22 protein-coding genes are annotated in these 16270 nt (G+C 44.4%); 21 read left to right on the top strand and 1 reads right to left on the bottom strand.

What is annotated here, in order from left to right; all coding sequences use genetic code 11:
* Nucleotides 1-6: 6 nt before the first annotated feature.
* Nucleotides 7-963, bottom strand: a complete 957-nt coding sequence (locus CDO84_RS11275) for a DUF1385 domain-containing protein (RefSeq protein WP_040082656.1) — start codon at nt 961-963, stop codon at nt 7-9.
* Between the two features lie 225 nt (nt 964-1188).
* Here CDO84_RS11275 and CDO84_RS11270 point away from each other — a divergent pair, with 225 nt between their 5' ends.
* The 21 genes from CDO84_RS11270 (at nt 1189) to CDO84_RS11170 (ending at nt 16229) form a co-directional block, all read left to right on the top strand.
* Entirely contained in the window at nt 1189-1725 is a 537-nt protein-coding gene (locus CDO84_RS11270) for a YqhR family membrane protein (protein WP_014664574.1), read from the top strand.
* An 86-nt stretch (nt 1726-1811) separates the two neighbouring features.
* Entirely contained in the window at nt 1812-2252 is a 441-nt protein-coding gene (aroQ, locus tag CDO84_RS11265; RefSeq protein ID WP_040082658.1) for a type II 3-dehydroquinate dehydratase, read from the top strand.
* Between the two features lie 2 nt (nt 2253-2254).
* A complete protein-coding gene (papA, locus tag CDO84_RS11260; protein ID WP_014664572.1) occupies nt 2255-3316 on the top strand; it encodes an aminopeptidase PapA in 1062 nt (353 codons plus the stop codon).
* 24 nt (nt 3317-3340) lie between these two features.
* Nucleotides 3341-3898, top strand: a complete 558-nt coding sequence (gene efp, locus CDO84_RS11255; protein WP_003226377.1) for an elongation factor P — start codon at nt 3341-3343, stop codon at nt 3896-3898.
* A 145-nt stretch (nt 3899-4043) separates the two neighbouring features.
* Nucleotides 4044-4325 carry a YqhV family protein gene (locus CDO84_RS11250; RefSeq protein ID WP_014664571.1) on the top strand — a complete coding sequence of 94 codons (282 nt, stop codon included), beginning with the start codon at nt 4044-4046 and terminating at the stop codon, nt 4323-4325.
* Between the two features lie 75 nt (nt 4326-4400).
* Complete coding sequence (spoIIIAA, locus tag CDO84_RS11245; protein ID WP_040082660.1) at nt 4401-5324, top strand: stage III sporulation protein AA; 924 nt, start codon at nt 4401-4403, stop codon at nt 5322-5324.
* Nucleotides 5318-5833 (top strand): stage III sporulation protein SpoIIIAB, encoded by a 516-nt coding sequence (gene spoIIIAB, locus CDO84_RS11240; RefSeq protein WP_014664569.1) that lies wholly within the window; start codon nt 5318-5320, stop codon nt 5831-5833. The genes spoIIIAA and spoIIIAB overlap by 7 nt, the downstream gene beginning before the upstream one ends.
* A gap of 22 nt (nt 5834-5855) precedes the next feature.
* A complete protein-coding gene (gene spoIIIAC, locus CDO84_RS11235) occupies nt 5856-6062 on the top strand; it encodes a stage III sporulation protein AC (protein WP_003153142.1) in 207 nt (68 codons plus the stop codon).
* 6 nt (nt 6063-6068) lie between these two features.
* A complete protein-coding gene (gene spoIIIAD / locus CDO84_RS11230; RefSeq protein WP_003230228.1) occupies nt 6069-6470 on the top strand; it encodes a stage III sporulation protein AD in 402 nt (133 codons plus the stop codon).
* An 18-nt stretch (nt 6471-6488) separates the two neighbouring features.
* A complete protein-coding gene (spoIIIAE, locus tag CDO84_RS11225) occupies nt 6489-7688 on the top strand; it encodes a stage III sporulation protein AE (protein WP_040082661.1) in 1200 nt (399 codons plus the stop codon).
* Nucleotides 7689-7701: 13 nt separating this feature from the next.
* Nucleotides 7702-8322 carry a stage III sporulation protein AF gene (gene spoIIIAF / locus CDO84_RS11220; protein WP_040082662.1) on the top strand — a complete coding sequence of 207 codons (621 nt, stop codon included), beginning with the start codon at nt 7702-7704 and terminating at the stop codon, nt 8320-8322.
* A complete protein-coding gene (spoIIIAG, locus tag CDO84_RS11215) occupies nt 8315-9004 on the top strand; it encodes a stage III sporulation protein AG (RefSeq protein ID WP_040082663.1) in 690 nt (229 codons plus the stop codon). Before spoIIIAF ends, spoIIIAG begins: the two co-directional genes overlap by 8 nt.
* Nucleotides 9005-9661 (top strand): stage III sporulation ratchet engulfment protein SpoIIIAH, encoded by a 657-nt coding sequence (gene spoIIIAH / locus CDO84_RS11210; RefSeq protein WP_040082664.1) that lies wholly within the window; start codon nt 9005-9007, stop codon nt 9659-9661. It begins immediately after the preceding gene.
* Between the two features lie 156 nt (nt 9662-9817).
* Nucleotides 9818-10300 (top strand): acetyl-CoA carboxylase biotin carboxyl carrier protein, encoded by a 483-nt coding sequence (gene accB / locus CDO84_RS11205; RefSeq protein ID WP_014664564.1) that lies wholly within the window; start codon nt 9818-9820, stop codon nt 10298-10300.
* Between the two features lie 11 nt (nt 10301-10311).
* On the top strand, nt 10312-11664 hold the full coding sequence (gene accC, locus CDO84_RS11200; RefSeq protein WP_014664563.1) for an acetyl-CoA carboxylase biotin carboxylase subunit: 1353 nt from the start codon (nt 10312-10314) through the stop codon (nt 11662-11664).
* Nucleotides 11665-11684: 20 nt separating this feature from the next.
* A complete protein-coding gene (gene yqhY, locus CDO84_RS11195) occupies nt 11685-12092 on the top strand; it encodes a fatty acid biosynthesis protein YqhY (protein WP_040082665.1) in 408 nt (135 codons plus the stop codon).
* Between the two features lie 262 nt (nt 12093-12354).
* Entirely contained in the window at nt 12355-12750 is a 396-nt protein-coding gene (gene nusB, locus CDO84_RS11190; RefSeq protein ID WP_003230256.1) for a transcription antitermination factor NusB, read from the top strand.
* Between the two features lie 11 nt (nt 12751-12761).
* Nucleotides 12762-13613, top strand: coding sequence for a bifunctional methylenetetrahydrofolate dehydrogenase/methenyltetrahydrofolate cyclohydrolase FolD (gene folD, locus CDO84_RS11185; protein ID WP_003226403.1), 852 nt, complete (start codon nt 12762-12764; stop codon nt 13611-13613).
* A gap of 138 nt (nt 13614-13751) precedes the next feature.
* On the top strand, nt 13752-15098 hold the full coding sequence (gene xseA / locus CDO84_RS11180) for an exodeoxyribonuclease VII large subunit (RefSeq protein WP_040082666.1): 1347 nt from the start codon (nt 13752-13754) through the stop codon (nt 15096-15098).
* Nucleotides 15095-15349 (top strand): exodeoxyribonuclease VII small subunit, encoded by a 255-nt coding sequence (locus CDO84_RS11175; RefSeq protein WP_003226409.1) that lies wholly within the window; start codon nt 15095-15097, stop codon nt 15347-15349. The genes xseA and CDO84_RS11175 overlap by 4 nt, the downstream gene beginning before the upstream one ends.
* Nucleotides 15339-16229 carry a polyprenyl synthetase family protein gene (locus tag CDO84_RS11170; RefSeq protein ID WP_014664560.1) on the top strand — a complete coding sequence of 297 codons (891 nt, stop codon included), beginning with the start codon at nt 15339-15341 and terminating at the stop codon, nt 16227-16229. The genes CDO84_RS11175 and CDO84_RS11170 overlap by 11 nt, the downstream gene beginning before the upstream one ends.
* The last annotated feature ends 41 nt before the right edge of the window (nt 16230-16270 follow it).

Here is a 16270-nt window from a genome sequence, read left to right as displayed (position 1 = left end):
CGGATTTTAGATGACGTTGTGAGAAGGCTTCTGATTTTGCTCAGACAATTCTTCGAGTCTGAGAAGTTCGTTAAAGCTTTCAATGGCAACTTCAACCTGGTCATCCTTAGGTTCCTTCGTAGTTAGCAGCTGAAGCCAAAGTCCCGGGTACCCTAGTAATTTCAGACCGCGAATATCACGCACTTTGTTTGTCAGCTGCAGAACTTCAAAGGATATACCAAGTACGACCGGTATCAGTGCGACACGATCTATCACACGCAGCCAAAGCGGATCTGTCGGAACGAGTAAATAAACAAACATGCCGACAATAATCGTAAATAAAATAAAGCTTGATCCGCAGCGGTAATGAAGCCGAGATTGGTTTTGGACATTCTCCACAGTAATTGGCAAATTCTGTTCATAACAGTTTATGACTTTATGTTCGGCTCCATGATATTGAAACACTCTTTTAATGAGCGGTGTCATGGACAAAAAATAGATGTAACCGAGCAGCAAAATCAACTTAAACAGGCTTTCAACCGCGATTTGAGCTATGTCCGATGAAAAAATCGGCCTTGTCAGTTCAGCTAAGAAAACCGGAACCAATGTAAATACGAATTTACTGAACAAAAATGAAAGGACGCCGATAACCGCGAGGCTGAGATACATAGACAGTCCAGACGATTTTTTTTCTTCCTGCTCAAGTGTCTCGTCTTCAGATGGATCGAGCCCGTAACGTTCGCTTGAAAAATTCAAATGCTTTGTGCCGTTTGCACTCGCTTCGATAATGGCCGCGATCCCCCGTAAAAACGGTATCTTTTTTACGATGTTCAGTTTCGGGTTGTGTTTGCGGGGAAGCTTAAAAAAGTTCATGCTTCCATCCGTTCTTCTGATGGCTGTAACGTAATGATGCTTTCCGCCAAACATAACGCCTTCCACAACAGCCTGCCCGCCGTAAACGGGCGGAATTTTATGTTTTGACATATTATCAACCTGCCTATTTCTTTAGGATTGCTAACCATTTCCTTTCACTCTATTGTACAGGAAACAGCGCTAAACCTCTAGATTGACAGGCTGAAAAATTGCCATAGCCTTGCTTTTTCTACATGCATTATACCCGTTATTTTCAAATTTTACTCGCAGCTGTCAAAAAGTGTGAGCTTTTTTATTGACATTTCATTTTTTGGGCACACTTTAACTGGAGGTGCCATGATGACAAGCGAAAAAGATACAGAACAAAATGAAGAATTGAATGAGAAGCAAGGGCCGCCTGTTTCGATGGCCGGCAGGGTGGCAGCAACAGGTTTTTGCGGAGGCGTATTATGGAGTTTCGTTGCTTATATCGCATATTTGTTTCATTTTTCTGAAATCAGTCCGAATATGATTTTGCAGCCGTTTGTGCTCGGAGAGTGGAAAAAACATGGACTAGGAACGGTGATCAGCATCATTTTGATTGGAGTGATTTCAATTGGCGCAGCGTTTCTTTATTTTCTTCTATTGAAACGTTTAAAAACAATGTGGCCGGGTATTTTATACGGCTTGGTGCTTTGGCTGCTCGTGTTTTTTGTTTTTAATCCGATTTTTCCAGATGTGCGCACGGTGAACGAACTGACATCAGATACCATTATTACGACGATTTGCATTTATTTGCTTTACGGGCTGTTTGTCGGGTATTCCATTTCATTTGAATACAATGAGCTGAATTCGGAAAAGCTGGCACGTGCGCTGGGAATGCATAGAGAATAGTGTATAAACCTTTTCCAGTATGATAAAATGTTCACGAGAAGTGAACATTTTTTGCATGAGAAACCCTCGCGAAAAGGAGAGATTATGTGCCTCATTTTTTGATTTTGAACGGACCGAATGTCAATCGGCTTGGGAAGCGTGAGCCTGAAGTATTCGGCCGCCAGACGCTGACCGATATTGAAACAGATTTATTTCAATTTGCTGAAGCCTTACATATCCAGCTCACTTTCTTCCAGTCTAATCACGAAGGTGATTTGATCGATGCGATACATGAGGCTGAGGAGCAATACAGCGGGATTGTTCTGAACCCCGGCGCCCTGAGCCATTACAGCTATGCGATCAGGGATGCTGTTTCAAGCATCAGTCTTCCTGTGGTTGAGGTGCATTTATCAAACTTATACGCCAGGGAAGAATTACGGCATCAGTCGGTTATCGCTCCGGTTGCGAAAGGGCAGATTGTCGGTCTTGGAGCTGAAGGCTACAAGCTTGCTGTTCGCTACTTATTAAGCCAGCAAGGGGGAGAATAAGGATGAAGCTAGAGAAATTAAGAAACCTTTTTGAACAGCTGGGAATTGACGGCATGCTGATTACAAGCAGCACGAATGTACGCTATATGACAGGGTTTACAGGTTCTGCGGGTTTGGCTGTTATATCGGGTGACAAAGCAGCGTTTATTACGGATTTTCGTTATACAGAGCAGGCAAAGGTTCAGGTAAAAGGTTTTGAGATCATTGAACATGGCGGCAGCCTGATTCAGACCACTGCCGACACTGTGGAATCGTTCGGCATCAAGCGTCTCGGCTTTGAACAGAACAGCATGACATATGGCACTTACGCTTCATACAGCGCCGTTATCAGTGAGGCCGAATTAGTGCCTGTGGCTGAATCCGTGGAAAAGTTGCGCTTGATTAAGTCTAGTGAAGAGATTAAGATATTAGAGGAAGCTGCGAAGATTGCAGATGATGCCTTCAAACATATCTTGACGTTTATGAAACCCGGCATTTCTGAAATCGCTGTTGCCAATGAGCTGGAATTTTATATGAGAAGCCAGGGAGCTGACAGCTCTTCTTTTGATATGATTGTCGCCTCGGGCCTTCGGTCAAGCCTTCCTCACGGTGTGGCCAGTGACAAACTGATTGAAAGCGGAGACCTTGTTACGCTTGATTTTGGCGCTTATTATAAAGGATATTGTTCTGATATTACCCGTACGGTCGCTGTGGGTCAGCCCAGTGATCAATTGAAGGAGATCTATCAGGTTGTATTTGATGCTCAGGCGCTCGGCGTCGCACATATTAAGCCGGGAATGACAGGAAAAGAGGCTGACGCCCTCACAAGGGATCACATTGCGGCAAAAGGCTACGGTGAATATTTCGGTCATTCAACCGGGCACGGGCTCGGCATGGAAGTTCATGAATCGCCGGGATTATCCGTCAGATCTTCAGCTATCCTTGAACCGGGCATGGTGGTCACAGTGGAGCCGGGCATTTACATACCAGAAACAGGCGGTGTCCGTATTGAAGATGACATCGTGATTACAGAAAACGGCAACCGGACAATCACCCATTCCCCAAAAGAACTTATTATTTTGTGATTGTAATATAGGAGGACATTAAACATGATTTCAGTTAACGATTTCCGTACAGGATTAACAATCGAAGTAGATGGCGGCATTTGGCGCGTCGTTGACTTCCAGCACGTAAAACCTGGAAAAGGTGCGGCATTTGTCCGCTCTAAACTTCGCAACCTTCGCACTGGCGCCATTCAGGAAAAAACCTTCCGCGCTGGTGAAAAAGTAGCGAAAGCGCAAATCGAAACAAAAACAATGCAATATCTATATGCAAACGGTGATCAGCACGTATTTATGGATACTTCTTCTTATGAGCAGCTTGAACTGAGCGCAACTCAAATCGAAGAAGAATTAAAATACCTGCTTGAAAACATGTCTGTGCATATCATGATGTACCAGGATGAAACACTTGGCATCGAACTTCCAAACACAGTTGAGCTGAAAGTTGTTGAAACTGAACCTGGTATTAAAGGTGATACAGCATCAGGCGGTACAAAACCTGCGAAAACTGAAACCGGGCTTGTTGTAAACGTGCCGTTCTTTGTGAATGAAGGCGACACACTTGTTGTCAATACATCAGACGGTTCTTACGTTTCAAGAGCATAGAAAGAAAAAAAGAAGTCTGTTCCCAAATTGGGAGCAGGCTTTTTTTGTGCCCAAAAACAGAATCTTTCTTTTATACGAAAATGACAAGACTACTTCAGCAAGCTAGAGCATATCATATAAAAAAACAGGAGGTTGGGAGAGTGCTATGAAATTTTTTCTTGGAAATATCAATTCTACTGTTTTAACAATGGCGGGATTACGAGTTTTATCCTCTATGATTGAGCTGACTGCAGCCATTATCATGCTTGTGACAAACGATGTCCGGAAGGCGGTTGTGGTTAACAGCATTCTTGCAATTGTAGGGCCGTTGATTTTTATCATTACGATGACAGTCGGAATCTACCAAATTGCCGGGCAGCTTTCGTATGCAAAGCTGATTCTGATTTTCACGGGTGTTGTTTTGATTTTGGCGGGTGTTCATAAATAAGGAGAGGCTTGTCATAAAGTCTGCCTCACATCATACATTTTAAAGAAGCCAATCGGTAGAAAGGAGGAGGCTCTGTTGAATGAAATCGCTGAGGTTCTCCCTGAATCCATGAAAAACGCCCTTTCTGAAATACCGGAACAACAATGGCTGGAAATCGAAGAAGTCAGAATCCGGGTCAACCGCCCTATTGAATTGATTCGAAAAGGACAACCTGTTTTTTTATCCTATGCGGGTACGGCCGAGGATGCCCATCTGATCCTGAGCCGGCTCAGCAACTATAGCATGTATACACTTGAAGAAGAGCTGAAGAAAGGGTATGTCACGATCAGAGGCGGTCACAGAGTCGGACTGGCAGGCAGAGTCATTACGGAAAACGGAGGTGTGAAAGGACTCCGTGACATCGCATCTTTTAATATACGAATTGCCAGGCAAAAGCTGGGGATTGCGGAGCCGCTGCTTCCGTACTTATATCAAACCAGCTGGCTGAATACGTTGATTATCGGACCGCCCCAAACCGGCAAAACAACACTTCTTCGGGACCTTGCGAGGCTCTCGAGCACCGGCAAAAACCGCATGCTGCCCGTAAAGACAGGCATCGTCGATGAACGGTCAGAAATTGCCGGATGTCTGCGCGGCATTCCGCAGCATCAATTTGGACAGAGAATTGACGTATTAGACGCCTGTCCAAAGGCTGAGGGGCTGATGATGATGATTCGATCCATGAGTCCTGAGGTGATGATTGTCGATGAAATCGGGCGTATGGAAGATACAGATGCGCTTCTGGAGGCGTTGCATGCAGGTGTTTCAGTAATCGTATCGGCGCATGGCTGGAGCATATCCGATCTCATGAAGCGGCCTTCATTGAAGCGTTTGTGGGAAGAAAGAGCCTTTGACCGCTATTTGGAATTATCAAGAGCAAAAGGGCCGGGCACAGTGAGCCGCATTTATGACAAAGACGGACATGTGCTGTCTAGGACGACGGGCGTGAAAACATGCTGAAGCTGCTGGGCGCAGTATTCATTGTGGTAGCGACAACATGGACAGGTTTTGAGATGGCGAAGATTTATACAGAACGGCCGCGGCAAATCCGCCAGCTGCGTGCGGCGCTTCAATCCCTCGAGGCTGAAATCATGTACGGCCATACACCGCTTCATATCGCTTCACAGCAGATTGCCAAGCAGCTCGCACAGCCTGTTTCAGCTCTTTTTTCCGCATTCAGTGATCAGCTGGAAAAGGGAAGCGATTCCGCGAAAACGGCGTGGGAGCAAAGCTTAAAAAAGGTATGGGACACCATGTCTTTGAAAAAAAGCGAGTACGAGGTGCTAAAGCAGTTTGGCGAGACGCTCGGGATTCATGATCGAATCTCACAGCAAAAGCACATCAAGCTGGCGCTGACACATTTGGAAGCCTCAGAAGCGGATGCTGAGCAGGCGCAAGCGAAAAACGAAAAGATGATAAAGAGTTTGGGCTTTTTAGCGGGCTTGTTACTCATTCTTCTATTGATGTAAACATGAGGGGAGCAAAAATAAAATGGGAGTAGATGTGAATGTCATATTTCAAATCGCCGGAGTGGGAATCGTGGTCGCTTTTTTACACACGATATTGGATCAGATGGGCAAGAAAGAATACGCTCAGTGGGTGACGCTGTTAGGTTTTATCTATATTTTATTTATGGTCGCCACGATTGTAGATGACCTATTTAAAAAGATAAAAGCTGTGTTTTTATTCCAAGGATAGGGGGGCTTGCAGATTGACATTGTTCAAATTGTAGGTTTAGGGCTGATCGCCACCTTCCTTTCTTTAATAGTAAAAGAACAAAAGCCGACTTTTGCTTTTTTAATCGTCGTTTTTGCCGGATGTGCCATTTTTCTTTATTTAGTAGACCAAATCTACGACATTATACGAATGATAGAAAAAATCGCGATTAATGCAAATGTCAACATGGTCTATGTTGAAACCATTTTAAAGATTATCGGAATCGCCTATATTGCTGAATTCGGGGCACAGCTCACAAAAGATGCCGGTCAAGGAGCCATCGCCTCGAAAATAGAATTGGCGGGGAAAATTTTAATTCTCGTTATGGCTGTGCCTATTTTAACCGTCATTATCGAAACGATTCTCGGACTTATACCTTCTATGTCATAACCGAAAGGAGGCGGTAGATTGAAGCGTTTTCAATGGGTTTTGCTTTTGGCCGTGCTGATCATAGCAGGGCGTGCAGAAATTGTACAAGCAGCCGGTAATCACGAACAAACGGAAGATCATGCTGAAACGGCCGAGCAATTAGCGGAAAGGACAGCAGCCTCGCTTGAAACAGATAAGATCGGAGAATTTTGGAATGATATTATGACAGAATACGGCGGACTGCTGCCGGAAAGCCAAAAAGGCAGCTTAATCGAGTTTATCAATGGCGATAAATCATTCTCACCGCAAGAATGGCTGAAAGCTCTCTTTTCTTATTTGTTCCATGAAGTGCTAGCCAATGGAAAGCTGCTGGGCACATTGATTTTGCTCACGATTTTTTGCGTCATTCTGCAGCTTTTGCAAAATGCGTTTCAGCAAAGCACTGTCAGTAAGGTCGCTTACTCAATTGTGTACATGGTGCTGATTATCCTTGCGCTGAACAGCTTTCATGTGGCAATCAATTATGCAACTGAGGCCATTCAGACGATGACCAGCTTTATCCTGGCACTCATTCCGCTCCTCTTGGCGCTTTTGGCTTCCTCAGGCGGAGCTGTATCTGCTGCCTTCTTTCATCCTGTTATCCTCTTTCTGATGAACACGAGCGGCCTCTTGATTCAAAATATCGTCATGCCGCTGATTTTCTTATCAGCGATTCTGAGCATTGTCAGCACAATGACCGAACAATACAAAGTAACGCAGCTGGCCAACCTGCTCAGAAATATCGCCATCGGAGCACTGGCTGTTTTTCTTACCATCTTTCTCGGCGTCATCTCTGTTCAGGGAGCCTCAGCTGCAGTGACAGACGGCATTACGCTCAGGACGGCTAAATTCATAACCGGAAATTTTATTCCAGTGCTTGGCCGGATGTTTACAGACGCAACAGATACAGTAATCAGCGCCTCCTTACTGCTGAAAAATACGGTAGGGATTCTGGGTGTCGCTATTTTGATCTGTATCGCGGCATTTCCGGCAATCAAAGTGCTTTCCCTCGCTTTTATTTATAAGCTGGCAGCCGCGATTCTTCAGCCGCTTGGAGGCGGGCCCGTCATCACCTGCCTCGACGTCATCAGCAAAAGCGTCATCTATATTTTTGCAGCTCTCGCCATTGTGTCCCTCATGTTTTTTTTAAGCCTTACTGTCATAATCACAGCCGGGAACCTCACGATGATGATGAAATAAAGGAGGCAGGCGAATGAGTTTTTTAACGGAATGGCTTACCACCATCGTGTTGTTTATCCTATTTGCAATTGTGATTGATATGCTGCTGCCAAGCTCCAGCATGCAAAAGTACGCAAAAATGGTAGTCAGCCTGCTCTTGATTGTCGTCATGCTTACGCCAATTTTTAAACTTTTCAAGACAGACCCCGAAGTCATCTTTGAATACCTGACAAAAAACGAGCAATCAGAGTCTGCCGACATAAAAAATCAAATCAATTCAAAAAAAATAGAAATACAAGCTTCCCAGCGCGCATATATTCTAGAAGAAATGGCTGTCCAACTAAAAAAGAAAGCGGAGGAGAGATTCAGTCATGATGAATATAAAGTAGGCAGCATCAAACTCACGGCAGGAGAAAAGGTAGATTCAGAAGAGGATATTAAAACAATCAGCGTGTATATGGCCCCGTCTTCTGAAAAAACGGTCCAAACGGTCGCGCCGGTCCACATTGATACAGATCATGCATACGTAACGAAAGAAGCAGCCGAACAAAAAGAAGCCAAACAGATCCAAACGCAGCTCGCGGACATTTGGGAAATCGGAAGTAAGAAAATTACGGTTCATATGGAAGGCGGGGAGAGTGTCGGCAATGAATAAAAACGGATTATGGAATGTATTGAAAAAGCAGTTTCTTCCGGGGCAAACGAAGGACGGCGAAAAGCCGAAGCTGACCAAATATCATTACTTTCTGTTCGTTTTTGTTCTCGGAGTTTCCTTTATGCTTGTCAGCCAGTTGTTTTCTTCACCTGAGAAAACAGAAAACGCCAAAACGATAACGGCCGTATCCTCACAAAATTCTGGAGGCAGCAAAGAGAAAACAGCTGAAGTGTTTAAAGCCTCAAAATCTGACGAGCCTAAAAACTCGATCGATGATTATGAAAAAGAATACGAAAATCAGCTGAAAGAAATTCTTGAAACAATCATTGGAGTGGATGATGTCTCGGTTGTCGTGAATGTTGATGCAACGTCCCTGAAAGTATATGAAAAAAACAAATCAAACAAAAATACGACCACTGAAGAAACAGACAAAGAAGGCGGAACAAGAAGTGTTACAGACCAGACATCGGAGGAAGAAATCGTTATGATCAAAAACGGCGATAAAGAAACACCAGTCGTCGTCCAAACGAAAAAACCTGATATACGCGGTGTACTCGTTGTTGCTCAAGGAGTGGACAACGTTCAAATAAAACAAACCATTATTGAAGCGGTGACACGGGTCCTGGATGTTCCAAGCCACCGGGTTGCGGTTGCCCCTAAAAAAATAAAGGAGGATTCATAAATGCTTAAAAAACAAACCGTTTGGCTATTAACAATGCTCAGTCTTGTCGTGGTGTTAAGCGTCTACTATATCATGTCGCCGGAAAGCAAAAACGCCGTGCAAATGCAAAGTGAAAAAAGCGCGTCTGACAGTGGAGAGGTCGCAACTGAAAAAGCGCCTGCCAAGCAAGACACGAAGGAAAAAAGCGGTACAGAAACTGAAAAAGGAAAAGAAGATGGAACAAAGGGAACGAAAGATTCATCAGCAGACAAGGAAACATCCGCTGAAGCCAGTGAAAAAGGAACTGTTGTTACGGAAACAGCCGATGATGATCTGTTTACAACGTACCGTCTGGATTTAGAAGATGCCAGAAGCAAAGAAAGAGAAGAGCTGAATGCCATTGTGTCAAGCGATGATGCAACAGCCAAGGAGAAAAGCGAAGCATACGATAAAATGACGGCTCTCAGTGAAGTGGAAGGAACAGAAAAACAGCTGGAAACGCTGATTAAAACACAAGGTTACGAGGATGCGCTCGTCAATGCTGAAGGAGATAAAATCAATATTACAGTCAAAGCAGACAAACACTCCAAATCGAAGGCGACAGCCATTATCGACCTTGTTGCAAAAGAAATCAAAACAATGAAAGATGTCGCTGTCACATTTGAACCCTCTAAATAAGAATGAGGAGAAAAAAGCCCGCTAAACAAGCGGGCTTTTTGCGTTGCTATCATATTAGAGTTGAATTCAAAAGTCCGCTCCTGTAAGATGAACATAGTATGTACTTTTAGTAGTAACCTATAAAAAAAGAAATTTCATACATAGGAGTGCGATTGAATGTTAAATATCAAAGAAATCCACGAGCTGATTAAAGCAATTGACGAGTCTACAATTGACGAATTCGTATATGAAAATGAAGGTGTATCCTTAAAACTGAAAAAACACGAAGCAGGCACTGTTCAAGTCATGCAGCAGGCGCCGGCAGCACCTGTACAGGCACAGGCTCCGCAGGCAGTTCAGCCGCAAGCGCAGCAAGCAGCGTCTGCACCTGCCCAAGAAGCACCAAAGCAAGATGAGAATCTACATAAAATCACTTCACCAATGGTAGGAACATTTTATGCATCTTCATCACCGGAAGCTGGCCCGTATGTAACAGCCGGTTCAAAAGTGAATGAAAACACAGTTGTCTGCATTGTAGAAGCGATGAAGCTTTTCAACGAAATCGAAGCAGAAGTGAAAGGCGAAATCGTTGAAGTATTAGTAGAAAACGGCCAGCTGGTCGAATACGGACAACCTCTATTTCTTGTAAAAGCAGAGTAAGGAGACTGAACATGATTAAAAAGCTATTGATCGCCAACAGAGGAGAAATTGCTGTCAGAATCATCAGAGCCTGCAGAGAGCTCGGTATTGAGACTGTGGCTGTTTATTCAGAAGCTGATAAAGATGCCCTTCATGTTCAAATGGCCGATGAAGCTTTTTGTATCGGGCCAAAAGCATCAAAAGACAGCTATTTAAACGTTACAAATATTGTGAGTGTTGCAAAGCTGACTGGCACGGACGCTATTCATCCGGGATATGGATTTTTAGCTGAAAATGCTGATTTCGCTGAATTATGTGAAGAAGTGAATGTCACGTTTGTCGGCCCGAGCGCTGACGCCATTTCAAAAATGGGAACAAAAGACGTTGCGCGGGAAACGATGAAACAGGCCGGCGTGCCAATCGTACCGGGTTCACAGGGAATTATAGAAAATGTGGAAGAAGCGGTTTCGCTTGCTAATGAAATTGGGTATCCTGTAATTATAAAAGCCACCGCAGGCGGAGGCGGAAAAGGAATCAGAGTTGCCCGCACTGAAGAGGAACTGATTAATGGCATTAAGATTACACAGCAGGAAGCTGCAACAGCATTCGGAAATCCAGGCGTATACATCGAAAAATACATAGAAGATTTTCGCCATGTTGAAATCCAAGTGCTTGCCGATAACTATGGAAACACCATCCATTTGGGAGAACGCGACTGCTCGATCCAAAGACGCCTGCAAAAGCTTTTGGAAGAATCACCATCTCCAGCCCTTGATTCAGAAATCAGGGAGCAGATGGGAGATGCAGCAGTAAAGGCTGCAAAAGCGGTTGGCTACACAGGTGCTGGAACAGTTGAATTTATCTATGACTACAATGAACAGCGCTATTACTTCATGGAAATGAACACGAGAATCCAGGTAGAGCACCCAGTCACAGAAATGGTGACGGGAACGGACCTGATTAAGGAACAAATCAAGGTTGCATCTGGAATGGAACTGGACCTTAAGCAAGAAGATGTTGAATTTGAAGGCTGGTCCATCGAATGCCGAATCAACGCAGAAAACCCAAGTAAAAATTTCATGCCGTCACCTGGTGAAATTAAAATGTACCTGCCTCCTGGCGGTCTTGGTGTCCGCGTCGATTCAGCTGCGTACCCGGGCTATTCCATCCCGCCGTACTATGACAGCATGATTGCAAAGGTAATCACATACGGAAAAACGAGGGATGAAGCGATTGCCCGCATGAAACGCGCATTGAGCGAATTCGTCATCGAAGGCATTGAGACAACAATCCCGTTCCATTTAAAACTGCTTGAACACGAAACATTTGTGAGCGGAGAGTTTAATACGAAATTTTTAGAAACATATGATGTAATGGGCTCATAATTTTTACGGAGGTGAATTGAATGAAAGACAACAGCTTGCTTAAAATGGATCAAGTAGATACGCATTTAGGTAAGGTTGAGATTGCACCGGAGGTCATTGAGGTCATTGCCGGCATTGCAGCATCAGAAGTTGATGGGGTTGCCGAAATGCGCGGAAACTTTGCGACAGGCGTCGTCGAGCGCTTTGGCAAAGTGAATCATGGCAAAGGTGTCAAAGTCGACCTGGCGGATGACGGAATTACGATTGATGTATACTGTGTCGTTACATTTGGCGTTTCGATTCCGAAAGTTGCAGCGTCCGTTCAGGAAAACATTCGTCAAACCTTATTAAATATGACGTCTCTTTCGATTAACGAGATTAATATTCACATCGTCGGCATTCAATTTGACACAAAAGCCCAGGAAGTCCAAATCGACGAAGAAATGTAAATGGCTTAACACGAAACCAAGGGGAGGGCGGCCCTTTGGTTTTTTTACACGTTACCCTTTATTTCAAAGCATGAAGAAAGCCGGCTCAAAAGCCGAGTTTCTTCATGAACGTGAAATCCGAATGATCATATTAAGGTTTATGAAAATATTCGGTAATAGGGTGAAAAAACCTTGATTTCAATATGCGGATACGAAAAAAATATGTTATGATCTCTTTGTGGCTTAACGACAAGCGGATAAAGAGGATCAAAGGAGAAAGAAAATGAAAAGAAGAACAGCAAGAGAAAAAGCTTTGCAGGCACTATTTCAAATTGATGTCAGCGATATTGCAGTGAATGAAGCCATAGAACACGCACTGGATGAAGAAAAAACAGATCCTTTCTTTGAACAGCTTGTACACGGGGTATTGGAACACCAAGACCAGCTGGATGAAATGATCTCCAAGCATCTGGTGAATTGGAAGCTCGATCGGATAGCCAATGTTGACCGTGCGATTTTGCGCCTGGCAGCATATGAAATGGCATATGCCGAAGACATTCCGGTGAATGTCTCCATGAACGAAGCGATTGAGCTGGCAAAACGGTTTGGTGATGACAAAGCGACAAAGTTTGTAAACGGGGTTCTTTCTAACATTAAATCTGATATTGAACAATCATAGGAGGAAAGAAAATGACTGCAACAATCATCGACGGAAAAGAAACGGCTAGAGAAAAACGCGAACAATTGGCAAAAGAGGTAGAAGAGCTTAAAAAGCAAGGTGTCACTCCTGGACTGGCGGTTATTTTGATTGGAGATGATCCTGCTTCTCACTCTTACGTGCGAGGAAAGAAGAAAGCGGCTGAAACAATGGGAATGAATTTCAAGCTCGATCAATTTGACAGCAGCCTCACTGAAGCTGAACTGCTTTCCATTATTGATCAATATAACCAAGACCCTGAGTTTCACGGCATTCTCGTTCAGCTTCCGCTTCCAGATCATATTTCTGAAAAAGCGGTGATCGAACGTATCTCTCCTGATAAAGATGTAGACGGGTTTCATCCGTTAAACGTAGGGAAAATGCTGCTTGGTGAAGATACGTTTCTCCCTTGCACGCCTCATGGAATTGTTGAGCTTTTGAAGAAAACCAATATCGACCTTTCCGGTAAAGAGGTTGTTGTAGTCGGCCGAAGCAACATTGTCGGCAAACCTGTCGGCCAGCTTTTATTAAATGAAAACGCGACGGTTACTTACTGTCATTCAAGAACAGAAAATATTACTGAGCATACGAAAAAAGCGGACATCCTGGTGGTGGCAGTGGGAAGAGCCAACTTCATCAGTGCAGACCAGATCAAAGAGGGCGCTGTTGTCATTGACGTCGGCGTTAACCGTCTGGAAAGCGGAAAGCTTTGCGGAGACGTTGAATTTGAAGGGGCAAAGGAAAAAGCATCCTTCATCACGCCGGTTCCAGGCGGAGTAGGTCCGATGACCATCACGATGCTTGCGCATAATACTGTTAAATCTGCGAAACGTACGTTATCATAGATAATTGGAGATATTCACAGGCGGGGCGTATTGCCCGCCTTGAATATGAGCACGATACCCGCTTCTTCAGGCTCCTAAAGCCAGGGCGGGTTTTCTTTAGTTATGGTGCAGGAATGCTTAGGAGAGGAGTTTTTAGACATGGGTGAAGCAGCGTATGTTACCGTCTCAGCGCTGACAAAGTATATAAAACGAAAATTCGATGTAGATCCTCACCTAGAAAATATTTGGATTAAAGGCGAATTATCGAATGTAAAGATACACACACGAGGCCACATTTATTTCACTTTGAAAGACGAAAACGCAAGAATGCAGTCGGTGATGTTCGCGAGACAAAGCGAGCGTCTGCCTTTTAAACCTGAAAACGGTATGAAAGTGCTGGTCAGAGGCGGAATTTCCGTATATGAACCGAGCGGAAACTATCAACTATATGCCAAAGAAATGCAGCCTGACGGGGTCGGAGCGCTCTATTTAGCGTACGAAGAATTAAAAAAGAAGCTTGCCGGAGAAGGTTTATTTGACGACCGCTACAAAAAACAAATCCCCGCATTTCCAGCCACAATCGGGGTTGTGACATCTCCAACGGGTGCCGCTGTCAGAGACGTTATTACAACTCTAAAAAGAAGATATCCCCTTGTAAAAGTCATTGTTCTTCCAGCGCTCGTACAAGGCGAAAATGCGAGCAGATCCATTGTTACGCGCATTGAAGAAGCAAATGAAAAAGAGATGTGCGACGTATTAATTGTCGGGAGAGGCGGCGGTTCGATAGAAGAACTGTGGGCATTCAATGAAGAAATTGTAGCTCGCGCAATCTTTGCTTCCAATATTCCAATTATATCGGCAGTTGGGCATGAGACGGATTTTACGATCAGTGATTTTGTCGCAGATATCAGAGCAGCGACGCCGACAGGGGCAGCTGAGATTGCCGTGCCTCATACCACTGATTTAATCGAACGGACAAAAACAGCGGAAGTCAGGATGACAAGAGCGATGCAGCAGCATCTCGGCCAGAAAAAAGAACGGATTCAAACGCTGCAATCGTCCTATGCCTTTCGTTTTCCAAAGCGATTGTATGCGCAAAAAGAGCAGCAGTTTGACCTCGCGTACCAGCAGTTTCAAGCACAGTTGACCGCTCTTTTAGATCGGAAAAGCAGACAGTTGGAGCGGGAAACGTACAGATTAGAGGCGCTGCATCCTCATGAACAGCTGAAGCAAGCGAAAACACGCTACGAGGAACAGACAAATCAGCTGAGAAAAAATATGAATATCCAAATGAAGCAGCTGCATTCCCAATTCCAAACAGTTCTTGGCAAGCTGAATGCACTAAGTCCTCTTCAAGTGATGGAAAGAGGATACAGTCTTGCTTATAAAGAAGATAAACTCATTAAAAGTGTCAATCAGATAGAAGAGAAGGACCGGCTAGAAGTGAAGCTGACGGATGGCGTGCTGGCCTGTGAAGTATTAGAAAAGAGAGGGGAAGACAAATGACAGACGTGAAAAAAAATGAAAACATGACATTTGAAGAAGCGATGAAAGGGCTTGAGAGCATTGTCTCAAAGCTTGAAGAGGGGGATGTGCCTCTAGAGCAAGCGATTAACTATTTCCAAGAAGGCATGGCTTTATCCAAAATGTGCCATGAAAAGCTGCAAAAAGTCGAAAAGCAAATGGACTTCATTTTAAAAGAAGACGGCGAACTGGCACCTTTCAGTGTTCAGGAGGAAGACGAAGGTGACAAATAAATTAACGAGTTTTCTGGCGGACCGGAAAAAAACAATTGAAAATCAGCTTTCTGTCTATACAGAAAAGCTTGATATGCCGGACTCATTAAAGAAATCTATGCTGTATTCTCTAGAGGCCGGCGGAAAGCGGTTGCGTCCTCTGATTGTACTGGCTGTATTAAACGCATATGGAAAAAGCGAACAAGACGGCATTCCGGTCGGCTGTGCTGTCGAAATGATTCACACATATTCGCTAATTCATGATGATCTTCCATGCATGGATGATGACGATTTGCGCCGCGGGAAGCCGACAAATCATAAAGTATTTGGTGAAGCGACAGCAGTATTAGCGGGTGACGGACTGCTCACGGAAAGCTTTAAGCTCATCACCTCCCACGTGTCAGACGAGGTGTCAGCAGAAAAGCGCCTTCGGCTTGTCAATGAACTGATTTCAGCGGCAGGCACCGAGGGCATGGTCGGGGGACAAGTCGCTGATATGGAAGCGGAAAACCGCCAAGTCACGCTTGAAGAGCTGGAATCCATTCATGAACGGAAAACTGCCAAGCTTCTAGGTTTTTGTGTAATCGCCGGCGCGATTTTGGCGGATGCACCTGAGGAAGACATTGAAACCCTGCGTACCTTCAGCAGCCACATTGGAATCGGTTTTCAAATCAGAGACGATATTTTAGATTTAGAAGGCAGTGAAGAGAAAATCGGCAAACGTGTCGGCTCGGATACCACAAATGACAAATCGACTTACCCATCACTTCTTTCACTGGAAGGGGCCAAACGTAAATTGGATGCTCATATAAAAGAGGCGAAGCGATTGATCGGCGGACTCTCTCTTCAACAAGACCTTTTGTATGAGCTTTGTGATTTAATTGCGGCAAGAGATCACTAAAACGATCCTAATTTGAAGCGGCTGCACGAGATATGGTAAAA

It is taken from the genome of Bacillus sp. MD-5, assembly GCF_002201875.1.
Lineage (GTDB): Bacteria > Bacillota > Bacilli > Bacillales > Bacillaceae > Bacillus > Bacillus stercoris.
This window is presented reverse-complemented; position numbering and strand designations above follow the sequence as displayed.